24 protein-coding genes, 1 pseudogene and 1 riboswitch are annotated in these 22,491 nt (G+C 69.6%); of the genes and pseudogenes, 2 read left to right on the top strand and 23 right to left on the bottom strand.

All coding sequences use genetic code 11. The features are described 5' to 3' along the window. Positions 1 to 40: 40 nt before the first annotated feature. The 6 genes from JAO81_RS09980 to JAO81_RS43935 form a co-directional block, all read right to left on the bottom strand. Positions 41 to 1,084, bottom strand: a complete 1,044-nt coding sequence (locus JAO81_RS09980; RefSeq protein WP_199547434.1) for an ABC transporter ATP-binding protein — start codon at positions 1,082 to 1,084, stop codon at positions 41 to 43. Then, positions 1,084 to 2,691 carry an iron ABC transporter permease gene (locus JAO81_RS09985; protein ID WP_199547497.1) on the bottom strand — a complete coding sequence of 536 codons (1,608 nt, stop codon included), beginning with the start codon at positions 2,689 to 2,691 and terminating at the stop codon, positions 1,084 to 1,086. Before JAO81_RS09985 ends, JAO81_RS09980 begins: the two co-directional genes overlap by 1 nt. A gap of 47 nt (positions 2,692 to 2,738) precedes the next feature. Then, entirely contained in the window at positions 2,739 to 3,833 is a 1,095-nt protein-coding gene (locus tag JAO81_RS09990) for a thiamine ABC transporter substrate binding subunit (RefSeq protein ID WP_199547435.1), read from the bottom strand. Positions 3,834 to 3,913: 80 nt separating this feature from the next. Then, positions 3,914 to 4,039: riboswitch (TPP riboswitch) on the bottom strand. Between the two features lie 107 nt (positions 4,040 to 4,146). Beyond that, a complete protein-coding gene (gene rlmN, locus JAO81_RS09995; protein ID WP_199547436.1) occupies positions 4,147 to 5,253 on the bottom strand; it encodes a 23S rRNA (adenine(2503)-C(2))-methyltransferase RlmN in 1,107 nt (368 codons plus the stop codon). 105 nt (positions 5,254 to 5,358) lie between these two features. Further along, positions 5,359 to 5,601, bottom strand: coding sequence for a hypothetical protein (locus JAO81_RS10000; protein WP_199547437.1), 243 nt, complete (start codon positions 5,599 to 5,601; stop codon positions 5,359 to 5,361). After that, positions 5,553 to 6,059 (bottom strand): TIGR04222 domain-containing membrane protein, encoded by a 507-nt coding sequence (locus tag JAO81_RS43935; RefSeq protein WP_374194278.1) that lies wholly within the window; start codon positions 6,057 to 6,059, stop codon positions 5,553 to 5,555. The genes JAO81_RS10000 and JAO81_RS43935 overlap by 49 nt, the downstream gene beginning before the upstream one ends. On the opposite strand from JAO81_RS43935, the gene JAO81_RS42365 reads away from it, so the two are divergent. Continuing rightward, on the top strand, positions 6,001 to 6,162 hold the full coding sequence (locus JAO81_RS42365; RefSeq protein ID WP_233415143.1) for a hypothetical protein: 162 nt from the start codon (positions 6,001 to 6,003) through the stop codon (positions 6,160 to 6,162). The two genes, JAO81_RS43935 and JAO81_RS42365, sit on opposite strands and share 59 nt — an antisense overlap. 109 nt (positions 6,163 to 6,271) lie before the next feature. Here the strand turns inward: JAO81_RS42365 and JAO81_RS10010 are convergent, their stop codons facing one another. From JAO81_RS10010 to rpsB, 5 genes are all read right to left on the bottom strand, one after another. Beyond that, positions 6,272 to 7,504, bottom strand: coding sequence for a phosphatidate cytidylyltransferase (locus JAO81_RS10010; protein ID WP_199547439.1), 1,233 nt, complete (start codon positions 7,502 to 7,504; stop codon positions 6,272 to 6,274). Further along, positions 7,504 to 8,061, bottom strand: coding sequence for a ribosome recycling factor (gene frr / locus JAO81_RS10015; protein WP_199547440.1), 558 nt, complete (start codon positions 8,059 to 8,061; stop codon positions 7,504 to 7,506). The genes JAO81_RS10010 and frr overlap by 1 nt, the downstream gene beginning before the upstream one ends. A gap of 140 nt (positions 8,062 to 8,201) precedes the next feature. Continuing rightward, complete coding sequence (gene pyrH / locus JAO81_RS10020; RefSeq protein ID WP_199547441.1) at positions 8,202 to 8,948, bottom strand: UMP kinase; 747 nt, start codon at positions 8,946 to 8,948, stop codon at positions 8,202 to 8,204. 194 nt (positions 8,949 to 9,142) lie between these two features. Next, positions 9,143 to 9,979, bottom strand: a complete 837-nt coding sequence (tsf, locus tag JAO81_RS10025) for a translation elongation factor Ts (RefSeq protein WP_199547442.1) — start codon at positions 9,977 to 9,979, stop codon at positions 9,143 to 9,145. Positions 9,980 to 10,083: 104 nt separating this feature from the next. After that, positions 10,084 to 10,998 (bottom strand): 30S ribosomal protein S2, encoded by a 915-nt coding sequence (gene rpsB / locus JAO81_RS10030; RefSeq protein WP_199547443.1) that lies wholly within the window; start codon positions 10,996 to 10,998, stop codon positions 10,084 to 10,086. A 276-nt stretch (positions 10,999 to 11,274) separates the two neighbouring features. On the opposite strand from rpsB, the pseudogene JAO81_RS10035 reads away from it, so the two are divergent. Then, positions 11,275 to 11,766, top strand: a pseudogene (locus JAO81_RS10035) (peptidoglycan DD-metalloendopeptidase family protein); the annotation flags it as partial. A 297-nt stretch (positions 11,767 to 12,063) separates the two neighbouring features. Here the strand turns inward: JAO81_RS10035 and JAO81_RS10040 are convergent. The 12 genes from JAO81_RS10040 to rplS form a co-directional block, all read right to left on the bottom strand. Then, positions 12,064 to 12,621, bottom strand: a complete 558-nt coding sequence (locus tag JAO81_RS10040; RefSeq protein ID WP_199547498.1) for a TetR/AcrR family transcriptional regulator — start codon at positions 12,619 to 12,621, stop codon at positions 12,064 to 12,066. 259 nt (positions 12,622 to 12,880) lie between these two features. Beyond that, positions 12,881 to 13,714 (bottom strand): RNA polymerase sigma factor WhiG, encoded by an 834-nt coding sequence (whiG, locus tag JAO81_RS10045; protein ID WP_165337161.1) that lies wholly within the window; start codon positions 13,712 to 13,714, stop codon positions 12,881 to 12,883. A 253-nt stretch (positions 13,715 to 13,967) separates the two neighbouring features. Beyond that, entirely contained in the window at positions 13,968 to 15,149 is a 1,182-nt protein-coding gene (gene dprA / locus JAO81_RS10050) for a DNA-processing protein DprA (protein WP_199547499.1), read from the bottom strand. Positions 15,150 to 15,328: 179 nt separating this feature from the next. Next, a complete protein-coding gene (locus tag JAO81_RS10055) occupies positions 15,329 to 16,948 on the bottom strand; it encodes a YifB family Mg chelatase-like AAA ATPase (protein ID WP_199547444.1) in 1,620 nt (539 codons plus the stop codon). Then, positions 16,948 to 17,328: a YraN family protein gene (locus JAO81_RS10060; protein WP_165332927.1), complete on the bottom strand. Its 381-nt coding sequence runs from the start codon at positions 17,326 to 17,328 to the stop codon at positions 16,948 to 16,950. The genes JAO81_RS10055 and JAO81_RS10060 overlap by 1 nt, the downstream gene beginning before the upstream one ends. 119 nt (positions 17,329 to 17,447) lie before the next feature. Further along, positions 17,448 to 17,756 (bottom strand): DUF2469 domain-containing protein, encoded by a 309-nt coding sequence (locus JAO81_RS10065; RefSeq protein WP_003965949.1) that lies wholly within the window; start codon positions 17,754 to 17,756, stop codon positions 17,448 to 17,450. A 55-nt stretch (positions 17,757 to 17,811) separates the two neighbouring features. Next, the gene (locus JAO81_RS10070; RefSeq protein WP_307813265.1) at positions 17,812 to 18,351 is read right to left on the bottom strand and encodes an NUDIX hydrolase; all 540 of its coding nucleotides are present in this window, start codon (positions 18,349 to 18,351) and stop codon (positions 17,812 to 17,814) included. After that, the gene (gene lepB / locus JAO81_RS10075) at positions 18,341 to 19,096 is read right to left on the bottom strand and encodes a signal peptidase I (protein ID WP_199547445.1); all 756 of its coding nucleotides are present in this window, start codon (positions 19,094 to 19,096) and stop codon (positions 18,341 to 18,343) included. The genes JAO81_RS10070 and lepB (JAO81_RS10075) overlap by 11 nt, the downstream gene beginning before the upstream one ends. Positions 19,097 to 19,290: 194 nt before the next feature. Continuing rightward, complete coding sequence (gene lepB / locus JAO81_RS10080) at positions 19,291 to 20,112, bottom strand: signal peptidase I (protein ID WP_374194281.1); 822 nt, start codon at positions 20,110 to 20,112, stop codon at positions 19,291 to 19,293. A gap of 64 nt (positions 20,113 to 20,176) precedes the next feature. Beyond that, positions 20,177 to 21,205, bottom strand: coding sequence for a signal peptidase I (gene lepB, locus JAO81_RS10085; RefSeq protein WP_199547447.1), 1,029 nt, complete (start codon positions 21,203 to 21,205; stop codon positions 20,177 to 20,179). Further along, the gene (gene lepB / locus JAO81_RS10090) at positions 21,198 to 21,953 is read right to left on the bottom strand and encodes a signal peptidase I (RefSeq protein WP_199547448.1); all 756 of its coding nucleotides are present in this window, start codon (positions 21,951 to 21,953) and stop codon (positions 21,198 to 21,200) included. Before lepB (JAO81_RS10090) ends, lepB (JAO81_RS10085) begins: the two co-directional genes overlap by 8 nt. Positions 21,954 to 22,052: 99 nt before the next feature. Beyond that, complete coding sequence (gene rplS / locus JAO81_RS10095; protein ID WP_165332921.1) at positions 22,053 to 22,403, bottom strand: 50S ribosomal protein L19; 351 nt, start codon at positions 22,401 to 22,403, stop codon at positions 22,053 to 22,055. Positions 22,404 to 22,491 lie beyond the last annotated feature (88 nt).

The following is a 22,491-nucleotide window of genomic DNA, read 5'->3' on the forward strand; positions in this document are numbered from 1 at the left end:
GGCGGGGAAGGTTGCCCCCGCGTACGAAGCGCGCGGGAAGTCAGCCGCCGAGCACCACGATCTCCCCGGCGTCGAAGGCCACCCCGACCTCGCTCCCCGGCTCCGGCGCGTCCCGCAGCGCGCAGGCCGCTTCGAGGCGGGGCGCGTCCGACGGCTTGAGGTGCAGGGCCACGTGCGTGCCACGGAAGGTGCGGGCGGCGACCGCGCACGTCAACTGCGCCTCGGCGGCGGGCACCAGGCGTACGCCCGCGGGCCTGATCAGCAGCTCGCACGGACCGGGCGGAGTGTCCGCGGGCACCGGGACCTTGCCCCATACGGTGTCGGCCGCCTCGCCCGTGACAGTCGCTTCGACCACGTTGTCGAAGCCGAGGAAGCGCGCCACGAAGGCGTCCGCGGGCCGCTGCCACACATCGAGCGGCGCTCCGGACTGGGCGATCCGCCCGTCGCGCATCACCACGACCCGGTCCGCGAGCGCGAAGGCCTCGCCCTGGTCGTGGGTGACGGCGAGCACGGTGGTACCCAACTCGCCGAACAGCTCTCGGAGTTCGACGACAAGGCGCTCCCTGAGGGAGCGGTCCAGCTGGCCGAGCGGTTCGTCCAGCATCAGGAGCCGGGGCCGGGGCGCGAGCGCACGGGCGAGCGCCACGCGCTGCTGCTCGCCGCCGGAGAGCGAGCCGACCGCGCGCCGGGCCGCGCCCGGCAGTCCGACGAGGTCGAGCAACTCGGCCACGCGGGCGGCCCGTTCGGCCTGGGACGCGCCGTGCATCCGGGGCCCGAAGGCCACGTTCCCGCCGACGTCCCGCTGCGGGAACAGCTGGTGGTCCTGGAACATCAGGCCCACGCCCCGCTGGTGCGCGGGCACCCCGCGCTGGTCGCGTCCGCCGAGCAGCACCCGCCCGGAGTCGAGGTCCTGCAGCCCGGCGACCACCCTGAGCAGCGTCGACTTGCCGCTGCCGCTGGGCCCGAGCACACAGACGATCTCGTGCTCGGCGACCTCCAGGTCCACGGCGTCGAGAGCCGCGTGCCCGCCGAAGCGGACACCGGCGCCTTCGAGGGCGAGCAGGGTTCCGTCATGTAGGGCCATCAGAACTCCCCGGTCCTGTCCGTACGAATCCGTTCGAGCAGCAGCAGCGACACGGCGCACACCAGCATCAGCAGCGTCGAAAGGGCCATCGCCTGCCCGTAGTTGAGCTCACCGGCCCGGCCGAGCAGCGTGGCCACGGCGACCGGGAGGGTCGGGTTGTCGGGCCGCGCGATGAAGACCGTCGCCCCGAACTCACCGAGCGATACGGCGAAGGCGAACCCGGCCGCGATCAGCAGAGCCCGGCGCACCATGGGCAGATCGACCTCGCGCCACACCCGCCACGGTGAGGCCCCGAGCACCGCCGCGGCCTCGCGCAGCCGCCCGTCCACCGCCCGGAGGACGGGCAGCATCGTGCGTACGACGAAGGGCACTCCGACCAGCGCCTGCGCCAGCGGTACGAGGATCCAGGAGGCCCGCAGGTCGAGCGGCGGCTTGTCCAGCGTGATCAGGAACCCGAACCCGACGGTCACCGCCGAGACGCCAAGCGGCAGCATGAGCAGCGCGTCGAAGCCCCGTACGAAACGACCCGCGCGCCGCGTCAGCGCCACGGCCGCGAGCCCGCCGACCAGGACGGCGATCGCGGTGGCGACGACCGCGTACTCGAGGGAATTCCACACGGCGTCGATCGGCGGTACGAGGAAGGCCCCGCCGTCCGCCGAGGTCAGCGCCCGGAAGTAGCCGAACCCGAAGCCTTCGGCGGTGGCGAAGGAGCGCTGCACGAGCACGCCGAGCGGCAGCACGATCAGCAGCGCCACGGTCGCGAGCACCCCGGCGAGCAGGGCCCACTGGCCCGCTCCCCGCGGCCTGCGGGCGGTGCGCGCCGGATCGACCAGCTTGAGCGTGGCCTCGCGGCGCCGCACCGTCCACGCGTGCACGGCGAGGATCCCGCAGACCGCGACGAACTGGACCATCGTCAGGACCGCGGCGGTGTCGAGGGCAAGCAGCTGGGCGGTCTGCCGGTAGATCTCGACCTCGAGCGTCGAGAAGGCGGGCCCGCCCAGGATCAGCACCACCCCGAACGAGCTGAAGGTGAACAGGAACACCATCAGCGCGGCCGCCGCCACCGCGGGCCCGAGCGCCGGCAGCGTCACGGTCCGCCAGGCGGCGAACCGTGAGGCGCCCAGCATGCGGGCAGCCTCCTCCTGGCGCGGATCCAGCTGCGACCACAGGCCGCCGACCGTCCGTACGACGACGGCGTAATTGAAGAAGACATGCGCGAGCAGGATCGCCCACACCGTGGTGTCGAGCCGTACGCCCCAGGCCTCGTCGAGCAGCCCGCCGCGCCCGAGCAGGGCGAGGAAGGCCGACCCGGCGACGACCGTGGGCAGCACGAACGGCACGGTGACGACCGCCCGCAGGACCTGCTTGCCCGGGAAGTCGAAGCGCGCGAAGACATACGCGCCCGGCAGCGCGATCAGCAGCGTGAGCGCGGTCGAGGCGAGCGCCTGCCAGGTCGTGAACCACAGGACGTGCTGGATCCCCGGATCGCCGAGCACCTCACCGAACCGGCCGAACTGCCAGGCCCCGTCGGCCTTCAGACCACGCCCGACGATCGCCGCGACCGGGTAGGCGAAGAACAGCGCGAAGAACGCGACCGGCACGGCCATCAGACCGAACCGGACCGCGCCGCCCTTCACATCCCGTACGCGGGGGCCTACTTGACGACCAGCGACTGCCACGACTTGACCCAGTCCTCACGGTTGTCCGCGATCTTCTTGGGGTCCATGGTCTTCGGGTCGTCGACCTTCGCGCCGTGCTCCGTGAACAGCTCGGGCAGCTTGGCGTCCTCGATCACCGGGTTGACGAACATCTGCAGCGGCATGTCCTCCTGGAACTTCTTCGAGATCAGGAAGTCGATGAGCGCCTTGCCGCCCTTCTCGTTCTTCGCACCGTCCAGGAGCCCCGCGAACTCGGTCTGCTGGAAGCAGGTCCCGGTGGAGACCCCGGTCGGCGCTTCCTTCGGCTGCGGCTCGGCGTACAGGACCTCGACCGGCGGGCTCGATGCGTACGAGACGACGAGCGGCCGGTCGGCCTTGGCCTTCTTGCCGCCGGCCGAACCCGAGAACTCCTCGTTGTACGCCTGCTCCCAGCTGTCGACGACCTTGACGCCGTTGTCCTTCAGCTTCGACCAGTAGCCCTCCCAGCCGTCGTCGCCGTACTGGGCGGCCGTGCCGAGCAGGAAGCCGAGACCGGGCGAGGAAGTGGCGGCGTTCTCGGTGACGAGAAGATCCTTGTACTCGGGCTTGATCAGATCGTCGAAGGACTGCGGCGGGGCCAGCTTCTTCTGCTCGAAGTAGGCCTTGTCGTAGTTGACGCAGATGTCACCGGTGTCGACCGGCGTCACCCGGTGCTCCCCCTTGTCGAGCTGCAGCGCGGCAGGGACACCGGCCAGGCCCTTGGCCTCGTACGACTGGAAGATGCCGTTGTCGAGAGCGCGCGAGAGCAGCGTGTTGTCCACGCCGAAGAAGACATCGCCCTGCGGGTTGCCCTTGGAGAGCACGGCCTTGTTGACGGCCGAACCGGCGTCGCCGCTCTTGAGGACCTGGACCTTGTAGCCGGACTCCTTCTCGAACGCGGCGAGCACGTCCTTGGACGCGTTGAAGGAGTCGTGGCTGACGAGCGTGACGGTCTTGGAGCCGCCGTCCGTGCCGCTCCCGGACCCGCCGGAGCCGGAGCCGCAGGCGGCGAGGGCGACCATGCCGAGGCCGGTGGCCACGGCGGTGATCGTGATGGTGCGGGTGTTGCTCACTGATTCCTCCTGGAAGTGACCAGGAAGAGACGCGGCCCTGTCCGGAAACCGCTCATGGGTTTCCGGGCAGGGCGCAACAGCTCGAGTGGTGACCGAACTTCCTACCCGGAATGACCCGGGCAAGGTTCAGAGGGTCTGCGGCGGCCTGTCTCGCATGATGCAGGCGTCCGCACTCTCAGCGCTGTGGCGCTCCCCTGTCGGAATATGCAGATGTTTTCGGCCAGGCTACCTGGTGGCGGCCGGACGTCTGTACGAGCGTCGGCGCGTAGTGGGCGCCTCAGCGCCCGTACGGGCGTCAGCGCTCGGACGGGCGTCAGCGCTCGGACGCCGCCAGCTGACCACAGGCGCCGTCGATCTCCTGCCCCCGGGTGTCCCGGACGGTGACCGGTACACCATGCGCGGCGATCGCCTCGACGAAGGCCTTCTCGTCCTCGGGCCGCGAGGCGGTCCACTTGGAGCCCGGCGTCGGGTTCAGCGGAATGAGATTGACATGCACCCGCTTGCCCTTCAGCAGCCGGCCGAGCCGGTCACCGCGCCAGGCCTGGTCGTTGATGTCCCGGATCAGCGCGTACTCGATCGAGATCCGCCGCCCGGACTTCTCCGCGTACTCCCACGCGGCATCGAGCACCTCCCGCACCTTCCACCGCGTATTGACCGGTACGAGGGTGTCGCGCAGCTCGTCGTCCGGTGCGTGCAGCGAGACGGCGAGACGGCACTTGAAGCCCTCGTCGGCGAGGCGCAGCATCGCCGGGACGAGGCCCACCGTGGAGACGGTGATGCCGCGCTGGCTGAGGCCGAGCCCGTCGGGCTCCGGGTCCGTGAGGCGACGGATGGCGCCGACCACGCGGTTGTAGTTGGCGAGCGGCTCGCCCATGCCCATGAAGACGATGTTGGACAGCCGCGCGGGACCGCCCGGCACCTCACCGTCGCGCAGTGCGCGCATGCCGTCGACGATCTGGTGCACGATCTCGGCGGTCGACAGGTTCCGGTCGAGACCGGCCTGCCCGGTCGCGCAGAACGGGCAGTTCATCCCGCACCCGGCCTGGGACGAGATGCACATGGTGACCCGGTCGGGATAGCGCATCAGGACGGACTCGACGAGCGTCCCGTCGTGCAGCTTCCACAGGGTCTTGCGGGTGGTGTCGTCATCGCAGGAGATATGCCGCACGACGGACATCAGGTCCGGCAGCAGCGCCTCCTGGAGCTTCCCGCGCGCGGCGGCCGGAATGTCCGTCCACTGCTCGGGGTCATGGGCGTACCGCGCGAAGTAGTGCTGCGAGAGCTGCTTGGCGCGAAACGGCTTCTCGCCGACCGCGGCCACGGCCTCCTTGCGCTCGGCGGGCGAGAGATCGGCAAGGTGCCGCGGCGGCTTCTTGGCTCCGCGGGGGGCGACGAAAGTGAGTTCTCCGGGCTTGGGCATGGTGCTCCAAGTGTCGCAGATGGATCGCCACCACCTGCCGCCGAGCGTTTCGGCACCGGTCACCCCTCGCTCGTTGCAGGTCACCCTTGGACGTCCGCCGAGCTTTCACGCCGCGCCGTAGTGATGCGCCCTCCCGCCGAGCCATGTCACCCACGCCTCATCATCGAGGAGCTGTTCGGCTTCAGGGAGCCCGGCGCGGCGCAGGAACTCGATCACATCCGCGTCGGAGTACGCGAGGCCGAGAATCTGTCCGCGCACGGTCACACGCCGACCTCCCGTACCCAGCGGCGGGTGCACGACTATCGGGGGCGCAGCAGCGCAAGGCGAGAAGACCACAGTATCGGACATGTGTTCGATTGTAGGGCCGCAGCCCACCGTGGCACACGGGGCCGTTCACTCAGTGGGACCTCACTCACCGCCCCCGCCCCCGCCGCTGTGACCGCCACCGGCATGCGTATCCGGGCCGGAGCCGGGGTCGTCGTAGCGCCGATTGCCGCCCGTGTGCCTTCGGGGCCAGCACGGGTCACCTGGCGCTCCGCGCCTTCCACCAGACCCCACGTGGCCAGCTCACGGCCGATCTTCTCGGCCTCCGGCGAGCGTTGCAGGACGGCTCGCACGATGTCGATATTCGTCGGGCGCCGGCAGAAGGCGACGAGAGCGCGCTCGACCGGATGCAGAGGTTGCTCCCCGGCCACGGAACGCACCTGGGCAGATCGCACCACGAGCAGCCCACGCCGGTTCAGCGCGATGACCGCGCTGTCCACCACGTACTGGGTCCCACCCGCCAAGAACGCGACGTCGTACACGTCGAGCGACCTCGTCTCGCCCGAGCCCCTGACGATCCACCGGAACACCCACCGCATACCGACCGACCCCCCGTCCCATCCTGCATCCGTCACCAGGCAGTGACGGAGCCGGTACTCCCTCCGGGCTTGGGCACGGTGTCCCCATGCACCCAGGCATACGAAAAGGGGCTCGCCACCCTGTGGACAAGCCCCTCTTCGTAAGAAAACTCAGGTCAGCCGGTGCCGACAAAGACGACGAACAGCAGCCAGACCACCGGAGCGGTCGGCAGCAGCGAGTCCAGCCGGTCCATGATCCCGCCGTGGCCCGGAAGCAGCGTGCCCATGTCCTTGATGCCGAGATCGCGCTTGATCATCGACTCGCCGAGGTCACCGAGCGTCGCGCTCGCCGCGACCGCGAGACCGAGCAGCAGACCCTGCCACCAGGTCCCGTCGTCGATCAGGAACTGCATGCACAGCGCACCCGCGACCATCGCGAACGAGACCGCACCGAGCAGCCCCTCACGGGTCTTGCCGGGGCTGATGCGCGGCGCGAGCTTGTGCTTGCCGAAGCGCCAGCCGACCGCGTACGCACCGGTATCGCTGACCACGGTGAGGAGCAGGAAGGTCAGCACGCGCTGCGGACCGTCGTCCGCCGTGAGCATCAGGGCGACGAAGGTCGCGAGGAACGGCACGTAGAACGCCGCGAACACCCCGGCCGTGACGTCCTTGAGATAGCCCTCGGGCGGCTCGGTCATCCGCCAGACCAGGACCGCGAGCGCGGTCAGGGCCATCGCGACCCAGGCGCCTTCGGCCCCGCGGACATAGCCGGCGACGACCATGGCCGCACCGCCGACCGCGAGCGGCACCAGCGGGGCCTTGATCTGCTTGCGCTCCTGCAGCCGTGCCGTGAGCTCCCACAGACCGACCACGACGGCGATCGCTATCACGCCGATGAAGACCGCTTTGACGATGAAGAGCGACGCGATGATCACCGCGCCGAGCCCGACACCGACCCCTATGGCCGCCCGCAGATCCCGGCCGGCCCGCTTCTTCTGCTTGGGCGCGGCAGCGGGCGCGACCGGTGCCGAAGGAACCCCGGCTTGCGGCCCGCCCTGGTCCCAGGCCCGCTGCGCGCCCTGGTCCCCGGCCTGCGGCGCCGCGTGCCGCGGCGGCTCGGAAGGCTCACCCGAGGGCGAGGGGGCGGCGCTGGGCATGGGCTCCTGTGGCATCTCGTCGCGGAACAGGGGGCCGCTCAGCCGAGTGGCCCCCGTTCCGTACTGGTCCTGGTCCGCGCCGGCAGCCGTCTGCACATCAGTGACATCCGGTACGACAGGCATGGGCCGGGTCTGCTGGACTTCCGGCTCATCGTAGGCAGGACCCGCCTCCGGGCGCCCCTGGACAGGGCCCATCTCGGGCGGTCCCCAATAGCCGGCCTGCGGCGGAGCCCCCCAGGAAGAGTCGTTCATCAGACCTCGAGCAGCTCGGCTTCCTTGTGCTTGAGCAGCTCGTCCACCTGTGCGACGTACTTGGAGGTGGTGTCGTCGAGCTCCTTCTCGGCGCGACGGCCCTCGTCCTCGCCGACCTCGCCGTCCTTGACGGCCTTGTGGATGGTGTCCATGGCCTTGCGGCGCACGGCGCGGATCGAGACCTTCGAGTCCTCGGCCTTGCTCTTGGCGACCTTGATGAACTCGCGGCGGCGCTCCTCGGTGAGCTCGGGGAACACCACCCGGATGATATTGCCGTCGTTGCTCGGGTTGACGCCGAGGTCCGAGTCGCGGATCGCCTGCTCGATGTTGCGCAGTGCGCTCTTGTCGAACGGGGTCACCACGGCCATCCGCGGCTCCGGCACCGAGAACGACGCCAGCTGGTTGATGGGCGTGAGGGCGCCGTAGTAGTCGGCCACGATCTTGTTGAACATCGCCGGGTGCGCACGCCCGGTGCGGATCGCGGCGAAGTCGTCCTTGGCGACCAGGACGGCCTTCTCCATCTTCTCCTCGGCCTCGAGGAGGGTCTCTTCGATCACCACTTGCTCCTGCGTGTCTTGAGTGGCCCGGCATGCACGGGGCGGCCGGCTAAGTCCGTCTCTTTCCTGCACGGTGTCCGACCGGCAGGGCTTTGTCCATCCCCGCTACGTACGCGGGGACCGGCCCGGAACCAAGGAGGTCAGCTCCGAGTGCCCTGGTCGCTCACGAGCGTGCCGATCTTCTCACCCTTGACCGCGCGAGCGATATTGCCCGCCGTAATGAGCTCGAAGACAAGAATCGGCAGCTTGTTGTCCCGGCACAGGGTGATCGCGGTCATGTCGGCGACCTTGAGGTCACGCGTGATGACCTCGCCGTATTCGAGAGCGTCGAACTTGACCGCGTCGGGGTTCTTGTTGGGGTCGGAGTCATAGACCCCGTCGACACCGTTCTTGCCCATCAGCATGGCCTCGGCGTCGATCTCGAGGGCGCGCTGTGCGGCGGTGGTGTCGGTGGAGAAGTACGGCATGCCCATACCGGCACCGAAGATGACCACACGGCCCTTCTCCAGGTGACGCACGGCGCGCAGCGGGATGTACGGCTCCGCGACCTGGCCCATGGTGATGGCGGTCTGGACGCGGGAGTCGATGCCTTCCTTCTCCAGGAAGTCCTGCAGGGCAAGGCAGTTCATGACGGTGCCGAGCATGCCCATGTAGTCGGAGCGGGCCCGGTCCATACCGCGCTGCTGCAGTTCGGCGCCGCGGAAGAAGTTGCCGCCGCCGATGACGACCGCGATCTCGAAGCCGTCGCGGACGACCGCGGCGATCTCGCGGGCGATGGCGTGCACCACGTCGGGGTCGACGCCGAGGCCGCCCCCGCCGGCGAACGCCTCGCCGGAGAGCTTCAGCAGAAAGCGGCCGGACTTCTTGCCGTCATCGGCATGGGACATGGAATTTCTCCCTAGTGGTGCCGTGGTGCACATTCCATGGTGCACATACAAGAAGGCCATTGCCGGGGGGTGTTGAATCCCTGCGCGGCAATGGCCTCCTCGTCAGATCTACAGTCGTCCGCACGCCCGCACGAGGCGTGGGCGGGCGACTGGCGTCGACCCTATCGGGGTCTACCGTCGGTCGCGGTACGGACTCAGATGCCGACCTTGATGCGCGAGAAGCGCTTCAGGGAGACACCGGCCTCGGCCAGGACCTTCTCGACGGACTTCTTGTTGTCGAGCGCGTACGGCTGTCCAAGAAGGGTGGCGTCCTTGAAGAAGCCGTTGACGCGACCCTCGACGATCTTCGGGAGCGCGGCCTCCGGCTTGCCCTCGGCGCGGGTGGTCTCCTCGGCGACGCGGCGCTCGGACTCGACGACCTCGGCCGGAACGTCCTCACGGGTGAGGTACTTCGGCGCGAAGGCGGCGATGTGCTGCGCAATGCCCTTGGCGGTCGCGGCGTCGGCCTTGTCGAGCTCGACGAGAACACCGATCTGCGGCGGCAGGTCGGGCATCGTGCGGTGCATGTAGGCGTAGACGAAGCCGTCGTTGTACTGCGCGAAGCGGTCCAGGACGATCTTCTCGCCGAGCTGGGCGTTGGCCTCGTCGACGTACGCCTGCACGGTCTTGCCGGCCTCGATCTCGGACGCGAGCAGCGCCTCGATGTCGGCCGGGGAGGTCTTGGCGACGTGCTCGGCGATCGTGTTGGCGACGGCCTGGAACTTGTCGCCCTTGGCGACGAAGTCCGTCTCGCACTTCAGCTCGACGATGACACCGGAGGTGTTGTCGTCGGCGATGACGGAGACGACCGCGCCGTTCTCGGCAGAGCGGCCCTCGCGCTTGGCGACGCCCTTCTGGCCCTTGATACGGAGCGCCTCGACGGCCTTGTCGACGTCGCCGTCGGCCTCGTCGAGCGCCTTCTTGCAGTCCATCATGCCGACACCGGTGAGCTCACGGAGCTTCTTGACGTCGGCGGCGGTGTAGTTCGCCATGATTCAGTGAATCTTTCTCGAAGTCTTTGGACGAAGGTCTACGGGTGAACGGCGGGGGCCCTGGGGCCCCCGCCGTCACTTACCGAACCTGGAACCGTGCGGCGTCAGGCCTGCTCGGCCTCGGCGGCCGGGGCCTCGGCGGCGGGGGCCTCAGCGGCCGGAGCCTCGGCGGCGGGGGCCTCAGCAGCAGCCTCGGCCGGCTTCTCGGCCTCGGCCTCAGCAGCGGCCGGAGCCTCGTCGGCCTTCTTCTCGCCCTCGAGGAGGTCGCGCTCCCACGCGGCGAGCGGCTCGCCCGCGGCCTTGTCACCCTCGGCGCCCTTGCCGGCACCGGAGCGGGCGATGAGGCCCTCGGCGACGGCGTCGGCGATCACGCGGGTGAGCAAGGTGACGGAGCGGATCGCGTCGTCGTTGCCCGGGATCTTGTAGTCGACCTCGTCGGGGTCACAGTTCGTGTCGAGGATCGCGACGACCGGGATGTTGAGCTTCCGGGCCTCGCCGACAGCGATGTGCTCCTTCTTGGTGTCCACGATCCAGACGGCGCTGGGCACCTTGGACATCTCGCGGATACCACCGAGGGTCTTCTCCAGCTTGGCCTTCTCGCGCGAGAGCACGAGAAGCTCCTTCTTGGTGAGACCCGACGCGGCGACGTCGTCGAAGTCGATCTGCTCGAGCTCCTTGAGGCGCTGCAGACGCTTGTAGACGGTCGAGAAGTTGGTGAGCATGCCGCCCAGCCAGCGCTGGTTGACGTAGGGCATGCCGACGCGGGTGGCCTGCTCGGCGATGGCCTCCTGCGCCTGCTTCTTCGTGCCGACGAACATGACCGTACCGCCGTGGGCGACGGTCTCCTTGACGAACTCGTAGGCGCGGTCGATGTACGACAGCGACTGGAGAAGGTCGATGATGTAGATGCCGTTGCGCTCCGTGAAGATGAAGCGCTTCATCTTCGGGTTCCAACGACGGGTCTGGTGACCGAAGTGGACGCCGCTTTCCAGCAGCTCCCGCATCGTGACGACGGCCATGGCCGTACTCCTTGTGTTTTCTCGGTTATGTGCCTGACGCCCTCGCGCACCCCTGCCGCATACCGATGAGGTACGGGACCGATGGGGCGCTGACTCCGACGGCTGCGAAAGCGGCGGAGTCGGGGCGTGCGAAGTCGACCCGGTGACCCGGATCGCCACATGAAGTGTACGGGACCCGGAAGGCACCGGGTGACGCCGCTGTCCACAAGCGGCCGGTTATCCACAGTTCACGGCCAAGATCCGCTTGATTCCGGGGGTTCTGGGACCGTGCCGGGCATGAACGAGAACCTGATCCGGAGGGCGGCCGGACGATTGCGGAGGCCGCGGGCGAGCGTCGTGACCGTGCTGCTCGCAGCCGTGACCGTGCTGTTCGCAGCTGTCGCGGGGGTCCTGCTGGGACCTGGGACTACGGCTTGGGCTGCCGTGGACCTCCCGGCTCCCGCTCCGGCGCCGGACGGCGACCGCGCCTGGCCCGTCGGCGACCGGCCCCCGGTCGTACGTGGCTGGGATCCGCCCGCGGCGGCGTACGGGGCCGGCCACCCGGGCGTCGGCCTCGCGGGCGCCCCTGGCACTGCTGTGCGGGCGGCGGCTGGCGGCACGGTGTCCTTCTCGGGCCGGGTCGCGGGACGGGGCGTGCTGTCCATCGAGCTGACCGGCTCGGGCGACCCTCCGCTGCGTACGACGTATGAGCCGGTACGCGCGGTCGTGGACGAGGGCGACGAGGTGAGCGCGGGCGAGGTGGTCGCCGTCCTGGAGGACGGCCCGTTCCACTGCCCTGGTGCCTGCCTGCACTGGGGCCTGCTCCGCGGTGAGACCTACCTCGACCCGCTCGGCCTGCTGCCCCCGTGGATGCTGCGCCGGGGGCCGTCCCGCCTGCTCCCTGTCTTCGACGTACCGGAACCGGGGGCTGGATCAGAGCCGATGCCGGTCGGGGCGGCAACGATGGCGGGCCCGACGGACACGGTGCAGGCCGCGGTGCTTGCGCTGGCTGCTGGTCTGGCACACCGCCGCCTCAACCCGGCCCCGCCAAGAGCCCTCAACCGCAAACGCCCCATTGCAGAGCCCTCAGCCGCAAACGCCCCGCAACGCCATCCCCACAGCCGCATCCGTGATCGCGGACTGATCCCCCACCGCCCCGCCCTCGATCCGCCGCACCGCCGCGTCCACCACACCCTGCAGCAGCATCGCCGCCATCCGAGGCTCCTCCTGCCCCAACGCCGCAAGCGCCTCGACGATCATCGCCACAAGCCCACCGTGCGCAGCCCGGATCTTCTCCCGCGCCCCGGCGTCGAGCTCGCTCGACGAGATGGCGACCACGGCGCGGTGCCGCTGATCCCCCACCAGCGCGAGCTGAGAGCGCACATACGCCTCGACCTTGCCCTCGGGCGTCGAGGCCGCCTCCATCGCCGACTCGACCTCGGCGGCCCACACCGGGAAGTCGACCTCGCACAGCTCCTCGACGACCGCGGCGCGCGAACGGAAGTACTCGTAGACCGACGACCTGGCCAGGCCAGTCCGCTCGGCGAGCGCGGGGAAGGTCAGCGCCTCCGTACCGCCCTCGGACAGCAATGAGCGCGCGGCGTCGAGAAGAGCGCCACGCTGCATCGACCGGTGCTCGGCCACAGAGGCCGCTCGAATCCTTGGCACGGTTGCCACTCTACGGAGCCACGCCACTCCCTGGGGAGCACACACGTCCCCTGCACGCCCCCACCGCACCCGCGAGCACCGGCACGGACCTGTTCGGACGGACCTGTTCGGACGAATCGGTTCGGACGGACCGGCCAGGCCCGGGTCCGCACCACCGGCCCGACACGGTCCGCACCCCCGGCCCGACACGGTCCGCACCACACCACACAGCAGGGCTCGGCCCGGCAGTACCGATTCAGCGACCGAAACTCGCCAGCTTCGCGCGCAACTGCAGCACCGACTTCGTATGGATCTGGCTGACCCTGCTCTCCGTGACACCCAGCACATTGCCGATCTCCGCGAGCGTCAGACCCTCGTAGTAGTAGAGCGTGACGACGGTCTTCTCCCGCTCGGGCAGCGTGTTGATCGACCGCGCGAGCAGCCGCCGCAGCTCGCGGTCCTCGGCGACCTCGACCGGATTGTCGGCCGCGGTGTCCTCGAGCGTGTCCATCAGGCTGAGGCGGTCGCCTTCGCCGCCCACGTGCAGCAGTTCCTCGAGCGCCACCACGTTCGCCAGCGACAACTGGCTGAAGACCGCGTGCAGTTCCTCGACGGCGATGCCCATCTCGGCCGCCACCTCGGTCTCCGACGGCGTACGCCGCAGCTGCGCCTCCAACGTGGTGTAGGCGCGCTCGACATTGCGCGCCTTCTGCCGCACCGAGCGCGGAATCCAGTCCAGCGCCCGGAGTTCATCGATCATCGCGCCCCGGATCCGCGTGATCGCATACGTCTCGAACTTGATCTCGCGCTCGATGTCGAACTTCTCGATCGCGTCGATCAGACCGAACACCCCGGAGGACACGAAGTCCGCCTGCTCCACATTGGGCGGCAGCCCGACGCTCACCCGGCCCGCCACATACTTCACCAGGGGTGAGTAGTGCAGGATCAACTGCTCGCGCAGCCTTCCGTCGCCCGTTGTCTTGTACGACCGCCACAGCTCGTCGAGCGACGCGGGTGCGGGTGGCCGCACGCTGCCGCGGGCGGCTGGGGGAACTGCCGCGCGGTCAGACCCGGAGGTGTGCTGGGGCATTCGTCGCCTTGTTGCCGTTCTGTGGAGCCGTGAAGTGAAGCTGAGTTGGCCTTGTCGAAGTCGGAAGTCTTGTGAGCGTAGCGTGACTGGAGTGTCGCAGTGTGCGAAGGGCAGGGGATCACCCCTGCTCGTATGGGCTCGAATACGCGTCGCCCGCTGACGTTCACGGCGCCGTCCGCGATCGCCCGAAAGGCCCGAATCCCAGGATCCGCCTAGGTCACGGCCGATCCACCGGACGGCTCAACCTCCCGTGTCAGTCCTCCTTTCGCCCGGCACAGACCGGGTTGACGGCCTGGCGTGTCAACTGCCAGCCCTCGCCGTGTCGTTCGACGAACCCCAGGGACTGCAGCTCGTACAGCCTGCCGACCGCCGCGTCCACACCGGTCTGTGCGCTGCGCGCGATGTCCTTGGCCGTGGCGGTACCGCGCGCGGGCAAGGCCTCGAGAACCCTGGCCGCGAGCGGTGCGAGCAGATCGCGCGCCACGACCGGACCGCGGCGTTCGGGAGCCAGCTCGCCCATCTCTCCGACCAGTTCGACGATGTCGGCGGCGTCCGCGACCAGCACGCCCTCGCCGCGCAGCAGTTGGTGCACCCCGGCGGAGAGCCCGCTGGTCACCGGTCCCGGCACGCCCATGATGTGCCGGCCCAGCCGCTGGGCACGCCGAACGGTCACCAGAGCCCCGCTGCGCAGCGCGGCCTCGACGACGACGGTGCCCCTGGTCAGCGCGGCGATGACGCGGTTGCGCTGGATGAACCGGTAGCGCGTCGGGTGCGAGCCGGGCGACAACTCGCTGAGCAGGAGGCCTTGTTCGGCAATCCGGGCGAAGAGCTGCTTGTGGCCTGCCGGATACACCTGGTCCACGCCGCAGGCGAGCACGGCGACCGTGGCACCGCCCTCGCACAGCGCACCGCGATGCGCGGCTCCGTCGATCCCGAACGCACCCCCCGACACCACGACCCACCCGCGCTCGGCAAGTCCCGCCCCCAGTGTCTGGGCCATGTGCGCACCGTAGGGCGTACAGGCCCGTGACCCGACGACGGCGACCGACCGCAGCGCCCATATCCGCAGCGAGGACTGCCCCTTGACCCAGAGTCCGATCGGCCGCGAGTCCCCCAAGTCGTCCAGCTGCAGCGGCCATTCGGCATCCCCGGGCACCACGAACCGCGCCCCGCAGGCCGTCGCCGCTTCCAGATCCCGCTCGGGCCGCGCGGCGAGCAGCCGTTCCCTGAGCCCCGCGAGCCGTGCCGGTTTCACCCCACCGAGCGTCTCGTCTCCGGCCGCGATCCGCTCGACGGTCCCCCTGGCGCCGTAGGCACGCAGCCACCGCCCACCGCTCTCGTCCCCTGGTTCGAACGTCCGCGCCAGGGCAACACGAGCCAACCGTTCCCCCTCACGCACCCCGACTTCCCGACCACCCGGCTCCCCCTCGCACATCACGCCCTCCCGACCACCCGACTCCCCCTCACGCATCACGCCCTCCCAAGCCTCCGACTCCCCCTCAGTCACTCCGGCGTCCCAACCAGCCCGCGCCCCTTCACGGACCCCACGCTCCCCACCAACCCACTCCCCCTCAACGCCCGGTCCCCCAAAGGCAGGCGGCACCCCCTCCTCCGTCATGCGCCCGCCTCGATCACCATCGGCACCCCACGCGAGATCCCGGTCCGCAACTGCAGCGCGAGGTCGACATCCGCCGCGTCGGGGCGCGCGTGCCCCGCCAGGTCGGCGATCGTCCAGGCCACCCGCAGCACCCGGTCGAGTCCACGGGCCGTCAGCAGTCCATGTTCGAGATCCCGCTCGGCGCCCACCATCGCTCCCGGCGCGGCTCGCCACCGCGTACGCAACTCATGCCCCGGCACCTCGGCGTTGGTCCGCCACGGCGTCCCGTCGAGCCTGGCCAGCGTGCGCTCACGCGCCGCCCGCACCCGGTCCGCGACCGTCGACGTAGGCTCCCCGCCGGCGAACTGTCCGGCGAGCTCCCTGCGGGTGACACGGTCCACCTCGACCTTGATGTCGACCCGGTCGAGCAACGGCCCGGACAGCCGGGCCTGATAGCGCCGCACCATCGTGGGCAGGCACTCGCACAGATCCCCCATCACGGTGAACTGCCCGCATGGACAAGGGTTCGCGGCAAGGACCATCTGGAACCGCGCCGGCAGCCGCACCACCCCCGCCGCCCGGGCCACGATCACATGCCCGGACTCGAGCGGCTGGCGCAGCGAATCCAGCGCTTTCGGGCTGAACTCGGGTGCCTCGTCCATGAACAGAACACCTCGATGCGCCAGGGACACGGCTCCCGGTCTGGGCAGCCCGTTCCCGCCTCCGATCAAGGACTGCATGGTCGCCGAGTGGTGCGGCGCGCAGTACGGCGGCATGTCGACCAGCGGCCGCCCCGGCGGCAGCATCCCGGCCACCGAGTGGACCGCCGTCACCTCCAGGGCATCCGCGCGGGTCAGCGGCGGCATGATCGCGGGCAGCCGTTCGGCCAGCATGGTCTTGCCCGCACCGGGAGGTCCGGACAGGAACAGATGGTGCCCGCCCGCCGCCGCCACCTCGATCGCCGTACGCGCCGACAACTGACCGACCACATCGGCCAGATCCAGCGGCCGCTCATGCTCGCCGACCCCCGACAGCCCGGTGCCGATCCCCGCTCCCGGCACATGCAGCCCGGCGAGCGAGGCGTCCGGGCGTCCTTCGTCGTCCTGCTCCTCATGGGGCACTGACTCGTCGTTGAGTACGGCGACGACCTGCCGCAGCGTCCGTACGCCGAGCACCGAGATCCCGGGCACCAGCTTGGCCTCCGCCGCCGTCACTTCGGGCACGATCACCTTCTTGAAGCCCGCCTCGGCGGCCGCGAGCACGGCGGGCAGCACACCGGGCACGGGTCTGACCCGGCCGTCGAGCCCCAGCTCCCCGATCATCACCACATCGGTGAGCTCACGGGGATCGATCCGCTCGGCCGCCCCGAGCACCGCACACGCCACCGCGAGATCGAACCCGCTGCCCGACTTGGGCACCGCGGCAGGGCTGAGCCCCACCGTGAGCTTCTTCTGCGGCCAGTCGCCCCCGGAGTTGACCACCGCCGAGCGCACCCGGTCGCGGCTCTCGGTGAGGCTCTTGTCGGGCAGCCCCACCAGCGTGAACGCCGCCACCCCCGGCTCCAGATCGGCCTGCACCTCCACGACGACGCCCTCGACGCCGACCAGGGTCACCGCACACGTACGGGCAAAGGCCATCAGGCCACCCCCCGCACATGCTCGACCACCGGAGCGCCGCGCGGCGGCAGCATCACGCCCACCAGATCGATCCGCACCCCGCCCGGCGGAGGTCCGCCATGGCGGCGCACCCAGTTCTCGGCGAGGGTGCGCAGCCGCTGCGCCTTCGCGGGCGTGATCGCGTCCATGGGGTGCTGAAAGGGCCCGTGCGCACCCGGTGGCCCGGCTCTTCGGGTCTTGACCTCGCAGATGACCAGCGCGTCACGGTCCATCGCGACGATGTCGATCTCGCCGCCGCGGCCCGCCCGCCAGTTGCGCGCCAGAATGTTCAGCCCGGCGTCGGTCAGCCGACGTGCCGCCAGGTTCTCTCCGTACTTGCCCAGTGCGCTGCGTGCGCTCATGGGGCGTCACCTCCGAAGTCGAATCTCCGAAGTCGAAGGTGACGCAGTCCCGCGAGAGTTGTTGATCTTGGTGGATAACCGGCGGGTTGTGGAAAACTCACTCACCCGCGCGAGGGAACTCAGCCGCCCGGCAGCTCGAGATCGCTCTTGTTGAGCTCCTCGATGTTCACGTCCTTGAATGTGAGCACCCGCACCTGCTTCACGAAGCGAGCCGGCCGGTACATGTCCCACACCCAGGCATCCGCCATGGACACCTCGAAGAAGACCTCACCCTGTACCGAGTGCACCTGCATCTCGTAGTCGTTGGTGAGATAGAAGCGCCGCTCGGTCTCAATCACATATTTGAACAGACCGACGACATCGCGGTACTCCCGGTAGAGCTTCAGCTCCATCTCGGTCTCGTACTTCTCGAGGTCCTCGGCGCTCATGGCATGTTCCCCTTCAGCCGTGCGTCCCCCTATTGTGCGCCAGCCCCGCCCGCCTCTAGACGATTTCCGTATCGAGGACCACGGGAGCGCCGGGGGGACCCTCGTCGAGCAGTGCGCTCAGCAGCCCGGCGAGCTTGGTCGGGTACACCGTCTCATGCGCGGCGAGGAGTTCCCCGCACGTCCACCACCGCAATCCCGCAACGCTTCGTCGCTCAAGCTCGGTCAGACCGGGCAGAGCGGTCGCGGCCACGACGTCGGCGGCGGCTTCGTGCGTCGTACGGGCCAGGAAGTACCACTCGTCCTGGTCCCAGCGCTGTCCGGCGAACGGGGAGGAGCAGACCCGCTTCCACAGCACAGGACCGAGTGCGACGTCCGTGATCCCGGTCTCCTCCGCCAGCTCCCGCAGCGCGGCCTCCTCGCGGGTCTCCTCGCCCTCGAGCCCACCGCCCGGCGTGAACCACCAGTCGTCCTCGGGATGATCCGGCTCATGCCCGTGCAGCAGCAGAATCCGGTCCCGCGGATCCAGGAGTACGACGCGTGCGACCCGCCTCAGTCCCACCGAGCCGTCAGGCCCGGGAGCGCGGTCACCGGACACCCGCCGGCTCCCTCCGCGCCGCCGGCCGCTTCCCGCGCCGGCCGGTCCGCTTGGCGATCGGCCCGTAGGCCGCACCGCCCAGGACGAGCACCGCGCCACCGATCACGGCGGAGATCAGCAGCCGCAGCGGACCGGGCTCGGAGATCCCGCCGGGCAGGTCCTTGAAGCCGGTGGGCTCGGGCAGCATGCCCTCCATCGGCCAGGCGATCGCCTCGACCCGGGCGTCGACCCCGGAGAGCGGCACCGCCCCGTTGCCCGCGTCCTCGAGATGGGCGCTGGAGTCGAGGGAAATGCTGCGGTCGTCGCCGAGCAGGAAGATACGGCCCTTCGGCACGGTCGTCGGCGGGAAGTTGGTGCCCGCGTCCCGCGCGCTGGTCGGCAGATACGGTTCTTCGATCGGCTCGCCGTTGACGGTCATCCGGCCCTTGGCGTCACAGCAGGCGATCTTGTCCCCGCCGACCGCCACGACCCGCTTGACCATGGGCAGATCGCCCCAGTCCTTCTCCTTGAAGACCACGACGTCGCCCCGCTTGACCTCGTCACCGTCGATCCGCTGGGCCAGCACGCGCTGCCCGCCCTGGATGGTCGGCGCCATGGAATTGGTCGGCACGGTGTACGGCTGGTAGACGAGCGCACCCCAGGCGAACCCGCCGAGGAACAGCACACAGCCGAGTGCCACGGCAATGCCCGAAAGGGTGCTGCCCAGTCGGCTCCCGCCCTGGTCCATACTGCGTGCTCTGTTCATCCCGGCCCGTCCCCACCTCGGAGAATCCGATCCCGAACGCACTCACTCCTGCACGTACGCCGGAAAGATCGGTGATCTGGGACGGCACCCTACCCGGCGGTACCGCCGCCAGAAACCCTCGCCCGGTACCGCCCGGAAGCCTCCACAGGATCAGGCCCGCACCGCCACGGGCGCGGGCCTGCGTCCACTCGGAATCAGGCCTGCGCGCGCAGGGCCTTCCGCCGACTCCACACCACGAACGGCACCGCACCCGCAAGACCCAGCGCACCTGGTGCGGCGGACATCGCGGCGGCCAGACCCGGCTGGTCGAAGGTGTCCGGCACCGGCAGCGTGGACCAGCGGGTGGGCGGCCAGGCGATCACGAAAGCGCGGCCCACGACATTGTCGACCGGCACGAAGCCGCCGCCCGGGTCGTCCTGGTGGTAGCGGGAGTCCATCGAGTTCTGCCGGTGGTCGCCCATCACCCAGAGCTTGCCCTCGGGCACCTTGACCTTGAACTGGCCGCCGTCGGGGTCGTCGGAGCACGCGGTGTTGCCCGGGAAGACATACGGCTCGTTGAGCGCCTGGCCGTTGACCAGGAGCGGGCCCGTGCCTTTGCACTCCACGGTGTCCCCGCCGACGCCGACGACCCGCTTGATCAGGTCCTTCTCCTCGGCGGACGGCATCAGTCCGATGAAGCTGAGGGCTTTCTGGAGGGCATTGGGCGTGGGGGTGGGCTCGCCCGCGAGCCAGTTGCCCGGGTCGTGGAAGACGACGACCTCGCCGCGCTCGGGCTCGGAGCCGAACCACGGCGTGAGCTTGTCGACCAGGACGCGGTCGCCCTGCTGCAGCGTGTTCTGCATCGAGTCCGAGGGGATCGAGAACGCCTGCACCAGGAAGGTCTTGATCAGCAGCGCGAGCAGCAGGGCGATACCGATGAGCAGCGGCAGCTCCTTCCAGAAGGAGCGCTGCTTCTTGGCACCGGAGGCACCGGACTCGCCGTCTTCGGCTTCACCGGACCGATCCGCATCCTGCACGGGGGACTCGGGGTCATGGGCGTCATCTGCACCGGCCGGACCACTGCCGCTGATCACTTCGCGTTCATCCTCGGGTTCGTCGTGTCCGGATCGTGCGCCGACGGCCAAATCCCCCACATCCACTCCTCGTTCCGTACCGCTGCCCGCGCCACAGACGGCGAAGGCCTACCACTCCCATAACGAGCGGGAGTTCCGCAGGGGTCGGCGGCAAAGTCGCCGCGCTGAAATCGTCCCGGGCCACCCTATGCGACAGCCCTGTGGCCGCGGTCGACCCGCCACGCGTGCTGTCCGCATCGGGCACGGAAGCGTACGCGCCGCGCTCCTCGAGGCCCCGCCAGTTGCCCACCGGCCAGGCGATCACCACGGCCCGGCCCACGACCTCGTCCTGGGAGATCGTGCCGCCCTTGCCCTCGTCGATATGGGAGCGCGAGTCCGCCGAGTCGGACCGGTGGTCGCCGAGGACGAACAGCCGTCCTTCGGGGACCCGTACGTCGAAGGTCTGGTTCGAGGGCTTGTCGCCGGGATTGAGATACGGCTCGTCGACGGCCACTCCGTTGACCGTGACGCGGCCGTCCTTGCCGCAGCATCTGACGCGGTCCCCGCCGACGCCGACGACCCGTTTGATCAGGTCCTGCTCGTTGTCGGAAGGCAGCAGCCCGATGAAGGTCAGACCCTGTTTGACCTGCTTGACGACCACGGGGTCGTCCTTGGGCTCGATCTGCTCCTTGGTCAGCCAGCCGCCGGGGTCCTTGAACACCACGACATCGCCGCGCTCGGGCTTCGAGCCGAACCACGGGGTGAGCTTGTCGACGAGCACCCGGTCCCCGACCTTGATGGTCTGCTCCATGGAGCCGGAGGGGATGACGAAGGCCTGCACCAGGAAGGTCTTGAGCACGAGCGCGATCAGGACGGCCACACCTATGAGGAGGGGTATCTCCTTGACCGCGGAGCGCCTGCGCCGGCGCTTGACCTTCCGCGCGAGTTTGCGCCGGTCGGCCCGCCCCGGCAGCACCGGTCCGCTGGTCGGCCGGGTGCCGGTGGGCAGCCGGGTGTCGGCCCGGTGATGGGCGCGCGGGCGGCCGCGGCTACCCATGGGGAGCCTTCGCTGCGCCGGCCCCCAAAGCGCTCCCCGGACCCTCGGGAACCCTGGCCAGCGCATTCCCCGCACCCTCGGGAACCCTGGCGAGCGCATCGGCCCCGCCGATGTCGGCCCACCGCCCGACCGGCCAGCCGACCCACTCCGCACGCCCGATGACCTGCTCGACCGGCAGGAAACCGCCGCCCGGCGAGCCGAGGTGGTCACGGGAGTCGCTGGAGTCGCTGCGGTGGTCGCCGAGCAGGAAAAGCGTGCCCTCGGGCACCACCACGTCGAAGGGAACGCTCGAGGGGGCGTCACCCGGCTGGAGATAGCTCTCGTCGACCGGCTCGCCGTTCACCTCGATCCTCCCCTTCTCGTCACAGCAGACGATGTGGTCACCGCCCACTCCTCCTACGCGTTTGATGTAGTCGGAGTTCCCGAAGTAGCCGCTGCCGTCGAACACGACGACGTCCCCGCGGCGCGGCTCGGACCCGAAACGGTACGCGAGTTTGTTGACCAGGACGCGGTCACCGTCGCGCAGCGTGGGCTCCATGGAGCCGCTGGGGATCAGGAACGGCTGCATCACGAAGTGGCTGACCAGGAGCAGCACCACCACGATCACCACCAGCCCGGCAACGAACCGGCGCAGCCCGGTGCTCAGCAGTTCGCCGGGCCGCAAACGCGCGGAGCGCGACCCCTCTTCCTGTGCCCCTGTGGGTATGGAAGAGCGGTCGCGCTCCGTGCTTCGTGCTTCGGTGTCCATCGGGGCCAGAGCCTATCCGGCCGCCTTTGGACGCTGGATCCGAGGATCCGTACGAGCCCGGGGGCCCGTACCGTACGAGCCCGAAAGGCCCGCGCGCGATCAGTTGTCGCGCTTCTCCTTGATCTTGGCAGCCTTGCCGCGCAGCTCACGCAGGTAGTAGAGCTTGGCGCGACGGACGTCACCGCGGGTGACGAGCTCGATCTTCTCGAAGATCGGCGAGTGCACCGGGAAGGTGCGCTCGACGCCGACGGAGAAGGAGACCTTGCGGACCGTGAAGGTCTCGCTGATGCCCGAGCCCTGGCGGCGGATGACGATGCCCTTGAACTGCTGGATACGGGAGCGGTTGCCCTCGATCACGCGCACGTGGACGTTGACGGTGTCGCCGGGGCGGAAGTCCGGGACGTCGCTGCGCAGGGAAGCGGCGTTCACGGAGTCGAGCAGGTTCGACATGATGTCTGCTTTCTTCGCCGATGCCACAGGTCATCGACGGGCAAGGTAGAGATGAGTTTCGGAGCTGGTTCGCCGGACGGGCGTCATG

Origin of the sequence: Streptomyces sp. N35 (assembly GCF_016464295.1) — a bacterium.
Taxonomy (GTDB): Bacteria; Actinomycetota; Actinomycetes; order Streptomycetales; family Streptomycetaceae; genus Streptomyces.